Genomic DNA, 15,059 nt, shown 5'->3' with positions numbered 1-15,059 from the left:
GGGGGCCAACGACCATCCTCTCAAACGTCAGGGCTGAGGTGAAATCCGGCTCAGGAACCGCTCGACGTCGACGACGACGCGGGTGACCTCGCCGGTGGCGACGACCTTCCCGCCCGCACCGTCCACCAGGTTGCGGGCGGCGACGGTGAAGCGGTGCAGCCGTCCGTCGACGTACGTCGAGGAGGCGGTCACCTCGACCTGCTGCCCGACCGCGCTGGCAGCCAGGTGCTCCAGCTCGACGCGGGTGCCGACGCTCGTCGCCCCGGCCGGGAGCGACGGCTCGATCGCGGCGCAGGTCGCCGCCTCGCACCACGCCAGCAGCCGCGGCGTGCCCAGCACCGGCAGCGAGCCGGAGCCGACGGCGATCGCGGTGTCCTCGTCGGTGACCGTGAAGCTCAGGGTCGCGTCCACTACAGCTCCTTCGCGAAGGCGAGCAGGTCGACGCCGGGAGCCGGTGACCAGTCCCGCTCGGGCACCCGGTGGTAGCCCAGCCGCTCGTAGATCCGGTGCGCCGAGGTCATCTGCGCGAGGCTGGACAGCACGATGCCGCGACACCCGAGGTCGCGGAAGTGGTCGTCGACCAGGCGCGCGAGCGCGTCGCCCACGCCGCGCCTGCGCGCGGTCGGGGAGACCGACAGCATCCGGAACTCACCCTCGTCGTCCGCGGCGATCTCGCGCCACGCCGAGCCGAGCGGCGCGATGGTCACGCTGCCGACCACGACGCCGTCGATCTCCGCGACCCACAGCTCGGCCTCGCGGTCGCGCCGGGCGGCGTCGCCCAGCAGGGCGATGTAGCCGTCCTCGGGGCCCTCGGTGAACTCCGCGTACGCCGCCACCGTGATCTCGCCGACCGCCTCGAGGTCCTCGGGCCGGGCGCGCCGGACCGCGACGGCGTGGCGCTCAGACACCGAAGCTGGCCCGCGGGTAGACGGCCTCGACGTCGGTGATCACGTTGACCAGGTAGGGCACGCCCGAGGCGAAGGCGCGGTCCAGGGCCGGGCCGATCTGGCGGGGGTCGGTCACCGTCTCGCCGGCGCCGCCGAGCGCGCGCACGACCTCGTCGTACGCCGTGCGCGGGGCGAGGTCGGCGATCACGTCGTAGCCGTAGAGCATCTGCATCGGGCCCTTCTCCAGGCCCCAGGCGGAGTTGTTGCCCATCACCATGACGACCGGCAGGTTGTGCCGGACCAGGGTGTCGACGTCCATCAGCGAGAAGCCGGCGGCGCCGTCGCCGAGGAGCAGCACGACCTGCGAGGAGGGTCGGGCGATCCGAGCGGCGATGGCGGCGCCGAGCCCGGCACCGAGGCACCCGTAGGGCCCGGGGTCGAGCCAGCCGCCGGGCCGCTTCGGCTCGACGAACTTGCCGGCGAAGCTGACGAAGTCGCCGCCGTCGCCGATCACGACCGCGTCCTCGGCGAGCCGGGGCAGCAGCTCGCCGTAGATGCGGGCGGGGTGGATCGGGTCGGCCTCGGCGCCGAGCAGTGCGGCATCGCGCTCGATCGCAGCAGCGACGCCGGCCTGCAGGTCGACGACCCACGTCGACCAGTCGTGGCCGCCCAGGGCGGCGAGCAGCCCGTCGAAGACCGAGGACAGGTCGCCCGACACGGAGCCCGCGAGCTCGGCATGCGTCGACACCTGGCCGGGGGAGTCGGCGACGTGCACGACGCGCGCCTCGCCGAAGACGCCGTACCCGAGCCGGAAGTCCAGGGGCGTGCCGACGACGACCACCAGGTCGGCGCCCTTCAGCGCCTGGCTGCGCGCCTTGGTGACCAGCAGCGGGTGGCCTCCTGGCACGACGCCGCGGCCCATGCCGTTGGTGATCGTGGGGACACCGGCGGACTCGACGAAGCGCAGCGCCGCCTCCTCCGCGTGGTCGGCCCACACGTCGGTGCCGAGGATCAGCACCGGCCGGCTCGCCGCGGCGAGCAGCCCGGCGATCGCGGTCACCGCGTCGGGGTCCGGGTCGGCACCGCGCAGCGGCCCGATTGTCGGCACCGTGCCAGTGGCGCTGTTGAAGAGCTCGTCCATGGGGACGTCGACGAAGACCGGCCCGCGGTGCGAGGAGCCCGCGGTGACGAACGCGTCGTGCATGCCGTCAAGCACCTCGCCGGCGGTCGGGATGGTGCGCGCGAGCTTGGAGACGGGCGCGAAGATCGGCGGCTGGTCGAGCTCCTGGAGGGCGCCGGTGCCCCACCGGCCCTGCGGCGCGCGGCCGCCGACGACGACCATCGGCGAGCCCGCGAACTGCGCCTGTGCGACCGCGCTCAGACCGTTGGTCACGCCGGGACCGGCGGTCAGCACGGCCAGTCCGGGCACCCGGGTCAGCTTGCCGGTCGCCTCGGCGGCGAAGGCCGCCGTCTGCTCGTGGCGTACGTCGAGCAGCGTGATCGGGTCCGCGGCCTTGACCGCCCCGTCGTACATCGGGAAGACGTGCGCACCGGAGAGCGTGAACATCGTCTCCACGCCGTGGGCGCGGGCGACGGCGACGGCGAGCTCGCCGGCGTGGCCGGTCAGTTCGGTTTCGGGCATGCCCGAACGTTACTCACCCGTAGTCACTCCCCAGTAGTGACCAGGTAGGCGTGGTTGGTGCCCTTGAGTGCGTCCACCACGACGAGCAGCAGGTCGGAGCGCACCTGAGGCGGGCGGGCACCCAGCGACAGCTGCAGGTAGAGCGCGCGCAGGAACGCCTCGGCGTTGCCGCCGGCGAGGTAGGGGTCCCGGTCGTCGTAGGTCGAGCGGGTGCCGGCGGCTGCGGCGATCCGCGCGATCCAGGGCTCGAGGACGCGCAGCGGCACCACGTTGCGGCGCAGGATCGCCACCGTCGCGAAGGCCAGCCGGTCGGCCTCTCCGCTGCTGAAGAGACGGTCGACCGGCAGCAGCAGCCGGTCGGCGATGACGTCGAGGAGCACGGTCAGCTCGGGGGTGGCCAGGTGCGGCGAGTGGGCCAGGATCGCCATCGTGTCGGCCGCGTGCGAGACGGCGTGCGCCCAGCCCTTGCCGGGGACGAAGCCGCGCAGGTCCCGCTCGCGCAGCAGCCAGGTCGTCAGCCGGTCGCCCCACTCCAGGATCTTGCCGCCCGGCAGCAGCGGTCGCCGGTTGTCGCGGGCGATGCACTCGCCCAGCACGAGGGCCGAGAAGCTGCGGCGGAAGACGCTGTCGGTGTCGCGCTCGCCGATGCCCACCAGCAGCCCGGCGGCCATCCCGTCGCCGAGCCCGGCGAGCAGGTCGTCGTACACCCCGCGCTCGATCCAGGTCATCAGGGCGGGGTACGCCGTGCCGTCGCGCAGGGCCGGGTCGGGGTCCCCGAGCATCCGGGTGAGCTCAGCGGTCAGCTCGTGGAGCGGGCGGTCGGAGGGGACCGCGAGACCCTCGGCGTGAACGTTCCGCCAGTATGACCCGGACATGGGGGCCATCCTGCCAAAGCCTGGTCTGACGTCCAGTGCCGGTCCCGCCGGTTCTACCCTTGCGACCGTGCCCTCCCTCACTGACCTGGTGCGCAGCCACACGGAGCTCGACGCGGACGACGTCGCGTGGCTCCAGCTGCTCCAGGCGGACTGGCAGATCATCGCCGACCTGTCCTTCGCCGACCTGGTGCTGTGGCTGCCCGACCGGGAGGGCAAGGGGTTCTGGGCGGCCGGGCAGATGCGGCCGACGACCGGTCCGACGGCCTACATCGACGACGTGATCGGCACCTTCGTCCCGGTCGGCCGGCGGCCCCTGATCGACGCGGCGTACGCCGAGGGGCGGCTGGTCCGCGAGGGCGACCCGGAGTGGCGCGACGACGTGCCGGTGCGGGTGGAGACCATCCCGGTGCGCCGCGCCGGCCGGGTGATCGCGGTGGTCGCGCGCAACACCAACCTGCTCGGCGTACGCACCCCCAGCCGCCTGGAGCTGTCCTACCTGCAGTCGGCCGCAGACCTGACGCAGATGATCGCCCACGGCTACTTCCCGGCGTCCGGCCAGCGCAGCGACCACGCCGACACCCCGCGCGTCGGCGACGGGTTCCTGCGCGTCGACGCGGCCGGCCGCGTCGTCTACGCCAGCCCCAACGGGCTCTCGGTCTTCCGGCGGCTCGGGCTCTCCGGCGACCTGACCGGGCTGTCCCTCGCGGAGACGACCCGTGAGCTGGTGCCACCGCGGCGCCGGCCCGACGAGGAGACGCTCAGTGCCGTGCTCGGCGGCCGCGCCCACCGCGACACCGAGATCGGCACGGACGGGGTGTCCCTGATCGTGCGGGCCATCCCACTGCGGCCGCAGGGCGACCACATCGGCGCGCTGGTGCTCGTCCGCGACGTCACCGACCTGCGCCGGCGCGACCGCGAGCTGGTCACCAAGGACGCCACGATCCGCGAGATCCACCACCGGGTGAAGAACAACCTCCAGACCGTGGCCGCGCTGCTGCGGCTCCAGGCCCGCCGGATGGACAACGAGTCGGCCCGGCTCGCCCTGGAGGAGGCGGTGCGCCGGGTCGGGTCGATCGCCATCGTCCACGAGATCCTCAGCCAGGCGGTCGAGGAGCAGGTGGACTTCGACGACATCATCGACCCGCTCGGCCGGATGGTGACCGACGTGAGCGCGCTCGGGAGCCGCGTGCGGGTCCGACGTACCGGCACCTTCGGCGTGCTGCCCTCCGAGTCGGCGACAGCGCTGGCGATGGTGCTGACCGAGCTGCTCCAGAACGCCGTGGAGCACGGCTACGACCCCGACGTCGCCGACCTGAGCGGCCAGATCGTGCTCAGCGCGCAGCGGCTCGTCGGTCGCCTGCACGTCACCGTGGACGACGACGGGCGCGGCCTCCCGGACGGCTTCGACCTGGACGACTCGAGCAGCCTGGGCCTGTCGATCGTGCGGACGCTCGTCGAGTCCGAGCTCGGCGGCCAGCTGGAGCTGGGACCCCGGCCCGACGGTGCGGGCACGCGGGCAGCGCTCGACCTACCGGTCGAGTAGTCGGTCCTTCAGGTAGTCGGTCCCTCAGGCCGTGCGCACGCGGGCGCGGGCGTTGCGGCGCTTCAGGGCGCGCCGCTCGTCCTCGCTCAGGCCACCCCACACGCCGTGGTCCTGTCCGGCCTCCAGCGCCCACGCGAGGCACTGCTCGCGCACCTCGCAGCGTCGGCACACCTGCTTGGCCTCCTCGATCTGGAGGATGGCCGGACCGGTGTTGCCGATCGGGAAGAACAGTTCCGGATCCTCGTCGAGGCACGCAGAACGGTGGCGCCAATCCATGGCTCGGGGGCCTTCTTTCATCGATGATCAGGGGAGGTCGACAGTGGGTAGCGGCCGTCAGCACCATGGGCATGACGAAACCGGCTCGTCGTCGAGCACTGCGTCAAGACTGGCAACATTTTGACCGTTAAACAACCCCTTGACATGGTCTTGTCCGTCACAGCCGCGTGGTGCGGGCGGCTGCCGTCGGGGTCGTTGCCAGGCTCTTCTAGGCTGCACGGGTGAGCCTACGCCCGTCCCCCAACCGCCCGGCGCCGCTGATCGTCGCCGCGTCGCTGGTCGCCGTCGAGGGACTGCTGCTCCTCGCGTTCGCCGTCCTGGAGGTCGCCAACCTCGACGCCGACCGGGTCGCCATGGGTGCGACCACGAGCATCTTCTTCGCGGCGTACGGCGCGGGGCTGCTGCTCTGCGCCTGGTCGCTGGTCCGCGGGCAGTCCTGGGCGCGGAGCCCGGTGGTGCTGACGCAGCTGATCGGCCTCGGCGTGGCGTGGAGCTTCCGCGGCGGCGACACCACCGGGGTGGCCGTCGCCATCGCCGTGGTCGCCGCGCTCGTGCTGGTCGGCGTCATCCACCCCGCCAGCCTGGCCGCGCTCGCCGACGACGGCGAGCAGAACTCGGTCCCGGACTGACCGGGAGAGACCGCTAGCTCTGCTCCTCGAGCGAGGTGCGGAGCTGCTCGAGAGTCCGGTTGAGCAGTCGGGAGACGTGCATCTGGGAGACGCCGATCTCCTCGGCGATCTGCGACTGCGTCATGTTCTTGAAGAAGCGCAGGAGCAGGATCTTCTTCTCGCGCGGTGCCAGGCGGTCCAGCAGCGGCTTGATCGACTCGCGGATCTCGACGTGCTCGAGGCCCTCGTCGTCGACCCCGATCGCGTCCAGCATGGTGGCGGCGCCGTCGTCGCTGTCGTCGCTCGCGTCGAGCGACAGCGTGGAGTAGGCGTTGCTCGACTCGATGCCCTCGACGATCTCCTCGACGGTGCAGCCGATCGCCTCGGCGAGCTCGCGCGGCGTGGGGGAGCGGCCCAGGCTCTGGGTGAGCTCCGCGCTCGCCGTACCGATCTGCATGCGCAGCTCCTGGAGCCGCCGCGGCACCCGGATCGCCCAGCCCTTGTCGCGGAAGTAGCGCTTGATCTCACCGATGATCGTCGGCGTCGCGTAGGTCGAGAACTCGACGCCGCGGTCGGTGTCGAAGCGGTCGACCGACTTGATCAGGCCGATGGTGCCGACCTGGACGAGGTCCTCGAGCGGCTCGCCGCGGTTGCGGAACCGGCGGGCGCAGTGCTCGACGAGCGGCAGGTGGAGGTGCACCAGGCTCTCGCGCGCTGCGGCGCGGCTCGCCTCGGACGCCTCCTCGTCGCGGAGCGCGACGAACAGCTGGGCGCTGCGGTGTCGGGTCAGGTCGATCCCGGTGAGGGAGTCTTCCAGCCCGTCGTCCGAGACCGTCATGTCAGTGACCATGCTCCTGGAGCGACGTCACGGTCCCCCCACCGAGGACGCCATGGACAGGGAGACGGTGAACGTCGAGTCGCTCGAGTCGGCGCGGGCGCTGGTCGCGAGCGTCGTGAGGACCTGCCAGGCGAAGCTGTCCTCGTCGGGCTCGATGGCGCCGTCGACGGTGCCGGTGACGCTCACCGTGAGCTCCCCGGGCTGCTGGTAGAAGCGGCACACCAGGTCGGTGCCGGCCACCGCCTCGCCGAGGACCATCGCGCACGCCTCGCCGACGGCGATCCGCAGGTCCTCGATGTCGTCGATCGGGAAGTCCAGGCGTGCGGCCAGGCCGGCTGTCGTCGTACGGAGCACGGACGCGTAGGCCCGGTCAGCGGGCACGCGCAGCTCGACGTCCGCCTTGCTGGCCTCCTCGCTCGCGCTCGGGCCGGAAGTCGCGCCGATCGATGCCATGTGTCGTCCTTGTGCTCGGGTCTGGTGGGGGTCCGAGACCGGTCCGGAAACAGTAGCGGGACCAGTCCCCGCGGGTGTTCGTACCCGGGGAACTGGTCCCACTAACTCGGTCTGGAGTGCCGCCCTAGAAGGGCTGAGCGAGCTCAGGCCTTCTTGGTCTCCCAGAAGATCTCAGCGATCTCGTCGATCTTGGCGAGCAGCTCGTCGGCCTTGGCCGCGTCCAGCTCGCCCTTGGTGCCACTGGCGCCCGCGAGCTTCGTCGCCTCGTTGACGAGGGTGTGCAGCTGCGGGTACTTCTCGAAGTGCGGGGGCTTGAAGTAGTCGGTCCACAGCACCCAGAGGTGGTGCTTGACCAGCTCGGAGCGCTGCTCCTTGATCAGGATCGCCCGGGTGCGGAAGTCGGGGTCGTCGTTGTCGGCGACCTTGGCGATGATCGCCTTGATCGACTCGGCCTCGATGCGGGCCTGCGCGGGGTCGTAGACGCCGCAGGGGAGGTCGCAGTGAGCGGATACCTCGAGAGTGGGGGCGAACAGCTTCGCGAACATGCGGGTCCTCTCGTCTTCTCTTCGGTTGTCTGGGGCTAGCACTGCGACACTACCCGTATGTCGCGGTGGGGATTCGCCCTGGTCACTGGGCGATCGATGACCCCGACCCTCCAGGACGGCGACCGGCTGCTCGTCGCCTACCGGCAGACGGTGGTGCCGGGCGACCTCGTGGTCGCCCGCCTCCCCGACGGCACCGTCGCCGTGAAGCGCGCCACCGAGCGTCGTACGACGCGAACGGGCTCGGCGGCCTGGTGGCTGCTGAGCGACAACCCGGACGAGGGCGTCGACTCCCGGCACCGTGGACCGGTCGCCGACGCGGACGTGATCGCTGTCACCGTGGCCAGGGTCTGGCCGCGACCCCGCCGCTTCTGAGGCTGTGCCAGACTGGCGGAGAGGGAGAACCCCCGAGGCCCGTCGATCGACTCGCGCACCACCCCGCGCTCCGATCCGGACCCCACCGCACGTCAAGCTGCCTGCCCGCACGTCTCGATCGAAAGCTCCTCCATGTCTGCTTCGCACCCCTTCTCCGGCGACCCGGTCTTCGACCTGCACGTGGGCGGCAAGATGGAGGTACGCGCGACGGTCGCGCTGTCCGGCGCCGACGACCTCTCGCTCGCCTACACCCCGGGCGTCGCCCGGGTCTGCGAGGCGATCGCCGAGGACCCGTCGATGACCCAGCACTACACCTGGGTCCCCAACACCGTCGCCGTCGTGACCGACGGCACCGCAGTCCTGGGCCTGGGCGACATCGGCCCGGCCGCGGCGATGCCGGTGATGGAGGGCAAGGCCGTGCTGTTCAAGCAGTTCGGCGGCGTCGACGGCGTGCCGATCTGCCTGGCGACGACCGACGTCGAGGAGATCATCGAGACGGTCGTCCGCCTCGCGCCCAGCTTCGGCGGCATCAACCTCGAGGACATCTCCGCGCCTCGCTGCTTCGAGATCGAGGACCGCCTCAAGGAGCTCCTCGACATCCCGGTCTTCCACGACGACCAGCACGGGACGGCCGTCGTCGCGCTCGCCGCACTGAAGAACGCGCTCGCGCTGACCGGCCGCAACCCGGAGTCGACCCGGGTCGTCATCTCGGGCGCCGGTGCGGCCGGTGTCGCGATCGCCAAGATCCTGCTCGAGGCGGGCATCAAGGACCTCGCGGTCACCGACCGCAAGGGCGTCGTGCACTCCGGGCGCAACGACCTGACCCCGGTCAAGCGCGAGCTGGCCGAGCTGACGGCCGACCGGACGGGTCGCACGGGCACGCTCGCCGACGTGCTGGACGGCGCCGACGCCTACCTGGGCGTCTCCGGCGGCAACGTCCCGGAGGAGGACGTCGCGCGGATGGCCCCGGACGCGATCATCTTCGCGATGGCCAACCCGAACCCCGAGGTGCACCCGGACGTCGCGCACCGCCACGCCCGGGTCGTCGCCACCGGCCGCTCGGACTTCCCCAACCAGATCAACAACGTGCTCGCCTTCCCCGGCATCTTCCGGGGTGCGTTCGACGCGCACGCCACCTCGATCACCGAGGGGATGAAGCTGGCGGCGGCCGAGGCGATCGCGGGGCTGGTCGGCGACGCCCTCACCGAGGAGTACGTCATCCCGTCGCCGTTCGACCCGCGCGTCGGGCCGGCGGTGGCGAGCGCTGTGGCGGATGCCGCACGCCGGGACGGTGTCGCTCGCCGATAGGTCCTCGGTAGGTTCGAGGGATGTTCGCCGTCTACGCCGACCAGTTCTCGAAGGACGACCCGCTCACCGCGCTCCAGGTGGGTGAGCGGCCCGACCCGGACGTCCCCGACGGGTGGACCACCGTGAGCGTGAAGGCTGCGTCGCTCAACCACCACGACCTGTTCTCGCTGCGCGGCGTCGGCCTCCGGGAGGAGGCCCTGCCGATGATCCTCGGCTGCGACGCCGCCGGTCTCGACGAGGACGGCAACGAGGTCGTCGTGCACGCGGTGATCAGCGACCCGTCGTGGACGGGGGACGAGACGCTGGACCCGAAGCGGTCGCTGCTCTCGGAGCGCTACCAGGGCACGTTCGCCGACAAGGTCGCCGTGCCTCGCCGCAACGTGGTCCCGAAGCCGGCGTCGCTCTCCTTCGCCGAGGCGGCCTGCCTGCCGACCGCGTGGCTCACGGCGTACCGGATGCTCTTCACGCGCGGCGAGCTGCGCGCAGGGGAGACCGTGCTCGTCCAGGGTGCCGGCGGTGGCGTCGCGACCGCGGCGATCGTGCTCGGGCGGGCCGCCGGCCTGCGGGTGCTGGTCACCAGCCGCGACGAGGCGAAGCGGGCGCGGGCGCTCGAGCTCGGTGCGCACGACGCCTTCGAGTCCGGCGCCCGGCTGCCGGTGAAGGTCGACGCCGTGATCGAGACCGTCGGTCGTGCCACCTGGTCGCACTCCATCCGGGCGCTGCGTCCCGGCGGCCGGATCATCACGTCGGGCACGACGTCCGGGCCGAACCTCGACGACGCCGAGCTGACCCGCATCTTCTTCCTCCAGCTCAGCGTCATCGGCTCGACGATGGGCACCAGCGACGAGCTCGCCGGCCTGGTGTCCATGCTCGACGCCACCGGCGCCCGGCCGCTGATCGACCGGACCCTGCCGATGACCGAGGCGCGCGACGGCTTCGCGGCGATGCTCGGCGGCGAGCAGTTCGGCAAGATCGTGTTCACGCTCTGATGGCCACCCATCTCGTCACGGGGGCGGGCTCGGGCATCGGCGCCGTGCTCGCGCACCGCCTGCTCGAGCGCGGCGACGAGGTCGTCGTCATCGCCCGGTCCGAGGAGCGCGCCGAGGAGCTGGCCGCCGACCTGCCGGGCGCCGAGGTGCTCGTCGCCGATCTCGCCCGGCCGGAGTCCGTCGAGTCCCTGACCCTCCCGGAGACGCTCGACTCGGTCGTGCACGCCGCTGGCGTCGTGGAGCTCGGCCCGGTCTCGGAGCTCTCCGTGGACGACTGGGCCACCCAGCTGCGGGTCAACCTGGTCGCGCCGGCGACCCTGACCCGGGTCGCGCTGCCCGCGCTGCGGCACGGCCGCGGCACGGTGGTCTTCGTGAACTCCGGCGCCGGCCTCACGGCGCACCCACAGTGGTCGGCGTACGCCGCCTCCAAGCACGGCCTGCGTGCCCTGGCCGACTCGCTGCGCGGTGAGGAGGTCGACACGGGCGTGCGCGTCACGACCGTCTACCCGGGCCGCACCGCCACCCCGATGCAGGAGAAGGTGCACGAGCAGGAGGGCAAGGCGTACGACGCCGCGGCGTGGATCCGTCCGGAGACCGTCGCCGACGCGATCCTGCACGTGCTCGACCTGCCGCGCGACGCCACGATCCCCGACCTGACCGTCCGGCCCGGAGGCTAGGTGTCGAGCAGGCGCACCAGCTTCTGCGGTGCCTGGAAGCGGTAGGACTCGGTGACCAGCTCAGCCACCTCCGCCCAGTCGGTGTCGTCGTCGACGACCATGCCGACGATGGTCGGCGACCACGGCGGCTTGTAGAACGGCAGGCCCGCATGGGTCAGCGCGAGCAGCTCGTCGCCGCTCGCGCGGAAGGTGAGCACGGTGCGTGTCTCCGGGTCGCCGGTGATGTCGCGGTAGGCCGACTCGTAGCCCTCCTGGGCGACCATCACGTGCGCGAACGTGTGCGTCCGCACCCGCCAGCGCACGCCGGTCCAGGCGTCCTCCTCGACGACCTCGGGCAGGCGGGTCGCGATCGCGGCGATCCGGCGTACGACGTCTGCGTCGGGCTCGATGCGGAGGACCACGACTAGCCGAACGACACTCAGCCGAAGGACATCGTGAAGTCGGCCTGGCGGAACGACGCGAACTGCCGGGCGCCGCGCATCCAGCCGAGGGGACCGTCGGCCGCGAAGTCCCAGCGCCCGCGGCACGGGAGCGTCTTGGACGACCCCTGGAGCACGGCGGTGCGCTCCTCGCCGTCGGTGTCCTCGATGCCGGGCTGCCAGGTGGTGCCCTTGAACGGGATGCGGAACATCGCCCGGCTCACGTCGGTGAACGACGCGCTGGCGATCGGTCGGCGGCCGGCCGAGGCGGACCAGGTGGTCGAGGAGAGCGGACCTCGGTGGCTGGAGTCGAGGTCGAAGTCGCAGAGGCCCTTCGGGATCGCCCACAGCTCGCGCCCGCCGGCGACCGAGGCGGGGGAGTCGACCCAGATGTCGGTGATCGACACGCACCGGCCGTACGTGCCGGCGTCGACCAGGCGGGCGACGAGGAGCTCGGAGTAGGTCAGCGGGCTGCCCTGCTCGTAGGAGACGAAGGCGGCGCCGTACGTGCCGGCCGGCCGGATCCCGGCGGGGCTGTCGACGGACTCCCGCAGGTTGAAGATCGACAGCCACAGCTGGCCGACCATGTCCCACGGTGCCGCGGGATAGGTCACCTCGGCGTCGCGGGACGCCACCCACTCGATCGTCATGGGAGGCATCCTGCCGTACCGGACCTGCAGACGAAAGTGTCAGTCGAGTGACAGTATGCGGTCATGCAGACCCAGCGCATCACCACCCGTGCCGCGACCTCCGAGCCCCGGTTCGTGCCGTACCCGACGCCCGGCCCCGACGCCCCGAACGTGCTGATGGTGGTCCTGGACGACATCGGCTTCGCCCAGCTCGGCTGCTTCGGGTCGGGGATCGTGACCCCCCACATCGACCGGCTCGCGGCCGAGGGGCTGCGCTACAACCGCTTCCACGTCACCTCGGTCTGCTCGGCGACCCGGGCCGCGCTGCTCACCGGCCGCAACCACCACGCCGTCGGCATGGGCGTGACGCAGGAGGCGGCGCTCGGCTTCCCCGGCTACACCGGCCGGATCCCGAGGTCGGCCGCGAGCCTCGCCCGGGTGCTGCGCGACCACGGCTACAACACGCTGGCGGTCGGCAAGTGGCACCTGGCCCCGAAGAACGAGTACTCCGCCGCCGGCCCGTTCGACCGCTGGCCCCTCGGGCAGGGCTTCGAGCGCTACTACGGCTTCCTCGGCGCCGAGACCAGCCAGTGGGCGCCGGAGCTGGTCCGCGACAACACCCACATCGACCCGCCGTACACCCCCGAGGAGGGGTACCACCTCACCGAGGACCTGGTCGACCAGGCCATCCGGATGGTCCAGGACCAGCAGCAGGCGGAGTCCCGCAAGCCGTTCTTCCTGTACGTCGCGCCGGGGGCCGCGCACGCGCCGCACCAGGTCGCCGACGAGTGGGTGACGCCGTACGTCGGGCAGTTCGACGACGGCTGGGAGGCGTGGCGCCAGCGGGCCTTCGACCGTCAGGTCGCCGAGGGGATCATCCCGGCCGACACCGTGCTCCCGGAGCGGCCGTCGTGGATCCCGGACTGGGCGGAGCTGCCGGCCGACCAGCGGCGGCTGTTCGCCCGCTACATGGAGGTGTTCGCCGGGTTCGTGACGCACACCGACCACCACCTCGGGCGGCTGTTCGCCGACCTCGAGGAGCGGGGCATCGCCGACGACACGATCGTGATGCTGCTCTCCGACAACGGCGCGAGCGCCGAGGGCGGCACGACGGGCACGCTCAACGAGGCGGCCGGCTGGCTCGGCATGGGTGAGGACGTCGAGGAGTCCATCGCCCGCATCGACGAGATCGGCACCCACGACGCCTACAACCACTACCCGTACGGCTGGGCGTGGGCCGGCAACGCGCCCCTGCGGCTCTGGAAGCGGTACGCCTGGCTCGGCGGGGTCCGCACCCCGCTCGTGGTCCGCTGGGGCGACCGGCTGGCGGCGCCGGGCGGCGTGCGCCAGCAGTTCGTGCACGCGGTCGACCTCTACGCGACCGTCCTCGACGCCGCCGGCATCACCGTGCCGGAGACCGTCGACGGGGTGACCCAGCAGCCGGTCGACGGCACCTCGCTGCTGCCCAGCTTCGCCGAGCCCGAGGCGGCCGAGCACCGGCTGGTGCAGTACTTCGAGATGTTCGGCTCCCGGGCGATCTACGAGGACGGCTGGATGGCGGTCACCGACCACGTGGCCAACCAGTTCGACGAGCGCGCGCACCTCACCGGCAGCTTCGACCACGACACCGACCGCTGGTCGCTCTTCCACCTGGCCGAGGACTTCTCCGAGGCTAGGGACCTGGCCGAGGAGGAGCCCGACCGGGTCCGCCGGATGGAGGGGCTGTGGTGGGCCGAGGCCGGCCGCAACCAGGTGCTGCCGCTCTTCGAGTTCCCGGGCTCGATGGCGCACATGCACCCCGGCGAGTTCCCGCCGCCCGGCTCCGGGACCTACGCGCCGGGCGGTGGCCCCGTGCAGGAGAGCCAGCTCCCGTCCCTGATGGGCGGCTTCGAGCTGACGGCGTACGTCGACGTACCCGACGGCGGCGCCGAGGGCGTCATCACGGCGATCGGCGACCGGCACGGCGGCTGGGCGACGTACCTGCTCGACGGACGGCTGGTCGCCACCGTCGCGATGCTGGACCGGACGACGAGGCTGGCGGCACCGGACCCGGTGCCGCCGGGGGAGCACGTGCTGAGCGTGCGCTACGAGCCGGGCCGCGAGCCGCGCCTGGTGCTCGCCGTCGACGGGTCCGACGTGGCGGAGTCGCCGCTGCCGGGGCTGCTGTTCTTCCCCAACCTGGGCTCGTCCGGGGCCGGCATGCTGGTCGGCCGCGACCGGGGGATCGCGGTCTGCGCCGACTACCGGGCGCCGTTCGTGTTCACCGGGACCCTGTCCCGGGTGGAGCTGCGCAGCGGTCGTCCCGGCGAGCGGCCGGACACGAGTGCCGAGCTGCGGGTGGCACTCGCCGGTGACTGAGACGGCTGGGGGGCGGCGCGAGGTCCACAAGCGGAGCACCCGCGAGGCCCTCGCGGACGCGGCGCTGCGGCGGTTCGCGGCGGACGGGTACGACGAGACGTCCGTCGAGGCGATCGCGGCCGACGCCGGTGTCTCGGCGCGCACGTTCTTCCGCTACTTCGCCACCAAGGACGAGGTGCTCGACATGGGGCGCGAGGAGCGCCAGGCCGAGCTGCGCGCCCGGATGCGCGAGCTCTCGGAGCTGACCGGCCCGGCCGTCGTACGGGAGGCGGTCGTCGGGCTCGCCCGCGGCTTCGAGACGGACCGGGAGCGGGTGCAGCTGCGCCAGCGCGCCGCCGCCTCCTCGCCGGTGCTCCGAGGTCGGCTCTACGACACCTTCGCGTCCTGGGAGCACGTCGTGGCGCGCGAGCTCGGCGGCGACGCAGCGGCGCGCACGCTCGCCGCGGTCGGGTTCGCCGTCTTCCGGGCCGCCACCGTCACCTGGCTCGACGAGGGCGGCTCGCTGCCCCGCCTCGTCGAGCGCGGGTTCGCGACGCTGGTGATCGATCGGCCTGCGTCCGCAGGTTGAGGCGGACGTCGCCGTCCGGGGGCCGCCCGGGTCTTTCCCCGAAGTCGCACGCGCCCTCGGCGCAGGCGTGTG

At 72.4% G+C, this 15,059-nt stretch carries 18 protein-coding genes; 8 read left to right on the top strand and 10 right to left on the bottom strand.

Translation table 11 applies throughout. The features are described from left to right. Nucleotides 1-27: 27 nt before the first annotated feature. Genes ASC77_RS08555 through ASC77_RS08540 form a run of 4 tightly spaced genes read right to left on the bottom strand, consistent with a single transcriptional unit; the run spans nucleotide 28 to nucleotide 3,404 of the window. Nucleotides 28-411, bottom strand: coding sequence for a thioesterase family protein (locus tag ASC77_RS08555; protein ID WP_056151064.1), 384 nt, complete (start codon nucleotides 409-411; stop codon nucleotides 28-30). Continuing rightward, nucleotides 411-908 (bottom strand): GNAT family N-acetyltransferase, encoded by a 498-nt coding sequence (locus ASC77_RS08550; RefSeq protein WP_056151063.1) that lies wholly within the window; start codon nucleotides 906-908, stop codon nucleotides 411-413. Before ASC77_RS08550 ends, ASC77_RS08555 begins: the two co-directional genes overlap by 1 nt. Next, nucleotides 901-2,529: an acetolactate synthase gene (locus ASC77_RS08545; protein ID WP_056151061.1), complete on the bottom strand. Its 1,629-nt coding sequence runs from the start codon at nucleotides 2,527-2,529 to the stop codon at nucleotides 901-903. Before ASC77_RS08545 ends, ASC77_RS08550 begins: the two co-directional genes overlap by 8 nt. Nucleotides 2,530-2,552: 23 nt before the next feature. After that, a complete protein-coding gene (locus ASC77_RS08540) occupies nucleotides 2,553-3,404 on the bottom strand; it encodes a DUF2785 domain-containing protein (RefSeq protein ID WP_056151060.1) in 852 nt (283 codons plus the stop codon). 67 nt (nucleotides 3,405-3,471) lie between these two features. Between ASC77_RS08540 and ASC77_RS08535 the strand changes: the two genes are divergently transcribed. Next, complete coding sequence (locus ASC77_RS08535; RefSeq protein ID WP_056151058.1) at nucleotides 3,472-4,947, top strand: sensor histidine kinase; 1,476 nt, start codon at nucleotides 3,472-3,474, stop codon at nucleotides 4,945-4,947. Nucleotides 4,948-4,971: 24 nt separating this feature from the next. Here ASC77_RS08535 and ASC77_RS08530 read toward each other — a convergent pair whose 3' ends face one another. Continuing rightward, a complete protein-coding gene (locus ASC77_RS08530) occupies nucleotides 4,972-5,223 on the bottom strand; it encodes a WhiB family transcriptional regulator (protein ID WP_011755173.1) in 252 nt (83 codons plus the stop codon). A 221-nt stretch (nucleotides 5,224-5,444) separates the two neighbouring features. Here ASC77_RS08530 and ASC77_RS08525 point away from each other — a divergent pair, with 221 nt between their 5' ends. After that, a complete protein-coding gene (locus ASC77_RS08525) occupies nucleotides 5,445-5,852 on the top strand; it encodes a hypothetical protein (RefSeq protein WP_056151056.1) in 408 nt (135 codons plus the stop codon). Nucleotides 5,853-5,865: 13 nt separating this feature from the next. Here the strand turns inward: ASC77_RS08525 and ASC77_RS08520 are convergent, their stop codons facing one another. The 3 genes from ASC77_RS08520 to sodN form a co-directional block, all read right to left on the bottom strand. Next, complete coding sequence (locus ASC77_RS08520; protein ID WP_156391002.1) at nucleotides 5,866-6,669, bottom strand: RNA polymerase sigma factor SigF; 804 nt, start codon at nucleotides 6,667-6,669, stop codon at nucleotides 5,866-5,868. A gap of 27 nt (nucleotides 6,670-6,696) precedes the next feature. Then, nucleotides 6,697-7,122 (bottom strand): anti-sigma factor, encoded by a 426-nt coding sequence (locus tag ASC77_RS08515; protein WP_056151052.1) that lies wholly within the window; start codon nucleotides 7,120-7,122, stop codon nucleotides 6,697-6,699. A 143-nt stretch (nucleotides 7,123-7,265) separates the two neighbouring features. Continuing rightward, nucleotides 7,266-7,667, bottom strand: coding sequence for a superoxide dismutase, Ni (sodN, locus tag ASC77_RS08510; RefSeq protein ID WP_056151050.1), 402 nt, complete (start codon nucleotides 7,665-7,667; stop codon nucleotides 7,266-7,268). Nucleotides 7,668-7,763: 96 nt separating this feature from the next. Between sodN and ASC77_RS08505 the strand changes: the two genes are divergently transcribed. The 4 genes from ASC77_RS08505 (at nucleotide 7,764) to ASC77_RS08490 (ending at nucleotide 11,013) form a co-directional block, all read left to right on the top strand. Then, the gene (locus ASC77_RS08505) at nucleotides 7,764-8,039 is read left to right on the top strand and encodes a S24/S26 family peptidase (RefSeq protein WP_235547546.1); all 276 of its coding nucleotides are present in this window, start codon (nucleotides 7,764-7,766) and stop codon (nucleotides 8,037-8,039) included. A 132-nt stretch (nucleotides 8,040-8,171) separates the two neighbouring features. After that, nucleotides 8,172-9,347, top strand: coding sequence for an NADP-dependent malic enzyme (locus tag ASC77_RS08500; protein WP_056151046.1), 1,176 nt, complete (start codon nucleotides 8,172-8,174; stop codon nucleotides 9,345-9,347). A 20-nt stretch (nucleotides 9,348-9,367) separates the two neighbouring features. After that, a complete protein-coding gene (locus ASC77_RS08495; RefSeq protein WP_056151044.1) occupies nucleotides 9,368-10,336 on the top strand; it encodes a zinc-binding dehydrogenase in 969 nt (322 codons plus the stop codon). Continuing rightward, nucleotides 10,336-11,013, top strand: coding sequence for an SDR family oxidoreductase (locus tag ASC77_RS08490; RefSeq protein WP_056151042.1), 678 nt, complete (start codon nucleotides 10,336-10,338; stop codon nucleotides 11,011-11,013). Before ASC77_RS08495 ends, ASC77_RS08490 begins: the two co-directional genes overlap by 1 nt. Here the strand turns inward: ASC77_RS08490 and ASC77_RS08485 are convergent. Both ASC77_RS08485 and ASC77_RS08480 read right to left on the bottom strand, forming a co-directional pair. After that, entirely contained in the window at nucleotides 11,010-11,414 is a 405-nt protein-coding gene (locus ASC77_RS08485) for an MmcQ/YjbR family DNA-binding protein (protein WP_056151040.1), read from the bottom strand. The two genes, ASC77_RS08490 and ASC77_RS08485, sit on opposite strands and share 4 nt — an antisense overlap. Before the next feature lie 17 nt (nucleotides 11,415-11,431). Then, nucleotides 11,432-12,082, bottom strand: coding sequence for an acetoacetate decarboxylase family protein (locus ASC77_RS08480; RefSeq protein WP_056151038.1), 651 nt, complete (start codon nucleotides 12,080-12,082; stop codon nucleotides 11,432-11,434). 63 nt (nucleotides 12,083-12,145) lie between these two features. Between ASC77_RS08480 and ASC77_RS08475 the strand changes: the two genes are divergently transcribed. Together ASC77_RS08475 and ASC77_RS26950 are read left to right on the top strand one after the other, a co-directional pair. Beyond that, on the top strand, nucleotides 12,146-14,419 hold the full coding sequence (locus tag ASC77_RS08475) for an arylsulfatase (protein WP_056151036.1): 2,274 nt from the start codon (nucleotides 12,146-12,148) through the stop codon (nucleotides 14,417-14,419). Further along, nucleotides 14,412-14,987, top strand: a complete 576-nt coding sequence (locus ASC77_RS26950; protein ID WP_056151034.1) for a TetR family transcriptional regulator — start codon at nucleotides 14,412-14,414, stop codon at nucleotides 14,985-14,987. The genes ASC77_RS08475 and ASC77_RS26950 overlap by 8 nt, the downstream gene beginning before the upstream one ends. Nucleotides 14,988-15,059: the final 72 nt, after the last annotated feature.

This window comes from Nocardioides sp. Root1257 (genome assembly GCF_001425175.1).
Taxonomy (GTDB): domain Bacteria; phylum Actinomycetota; class Actinomycetes; order Propionibacteriales; family Nocardioidaceae; genus Nocardioides.
Note: the sequence above shows the minus strand (reverse complement) of the source record. Positions and strands in the feature narration are given on the sequence as shown.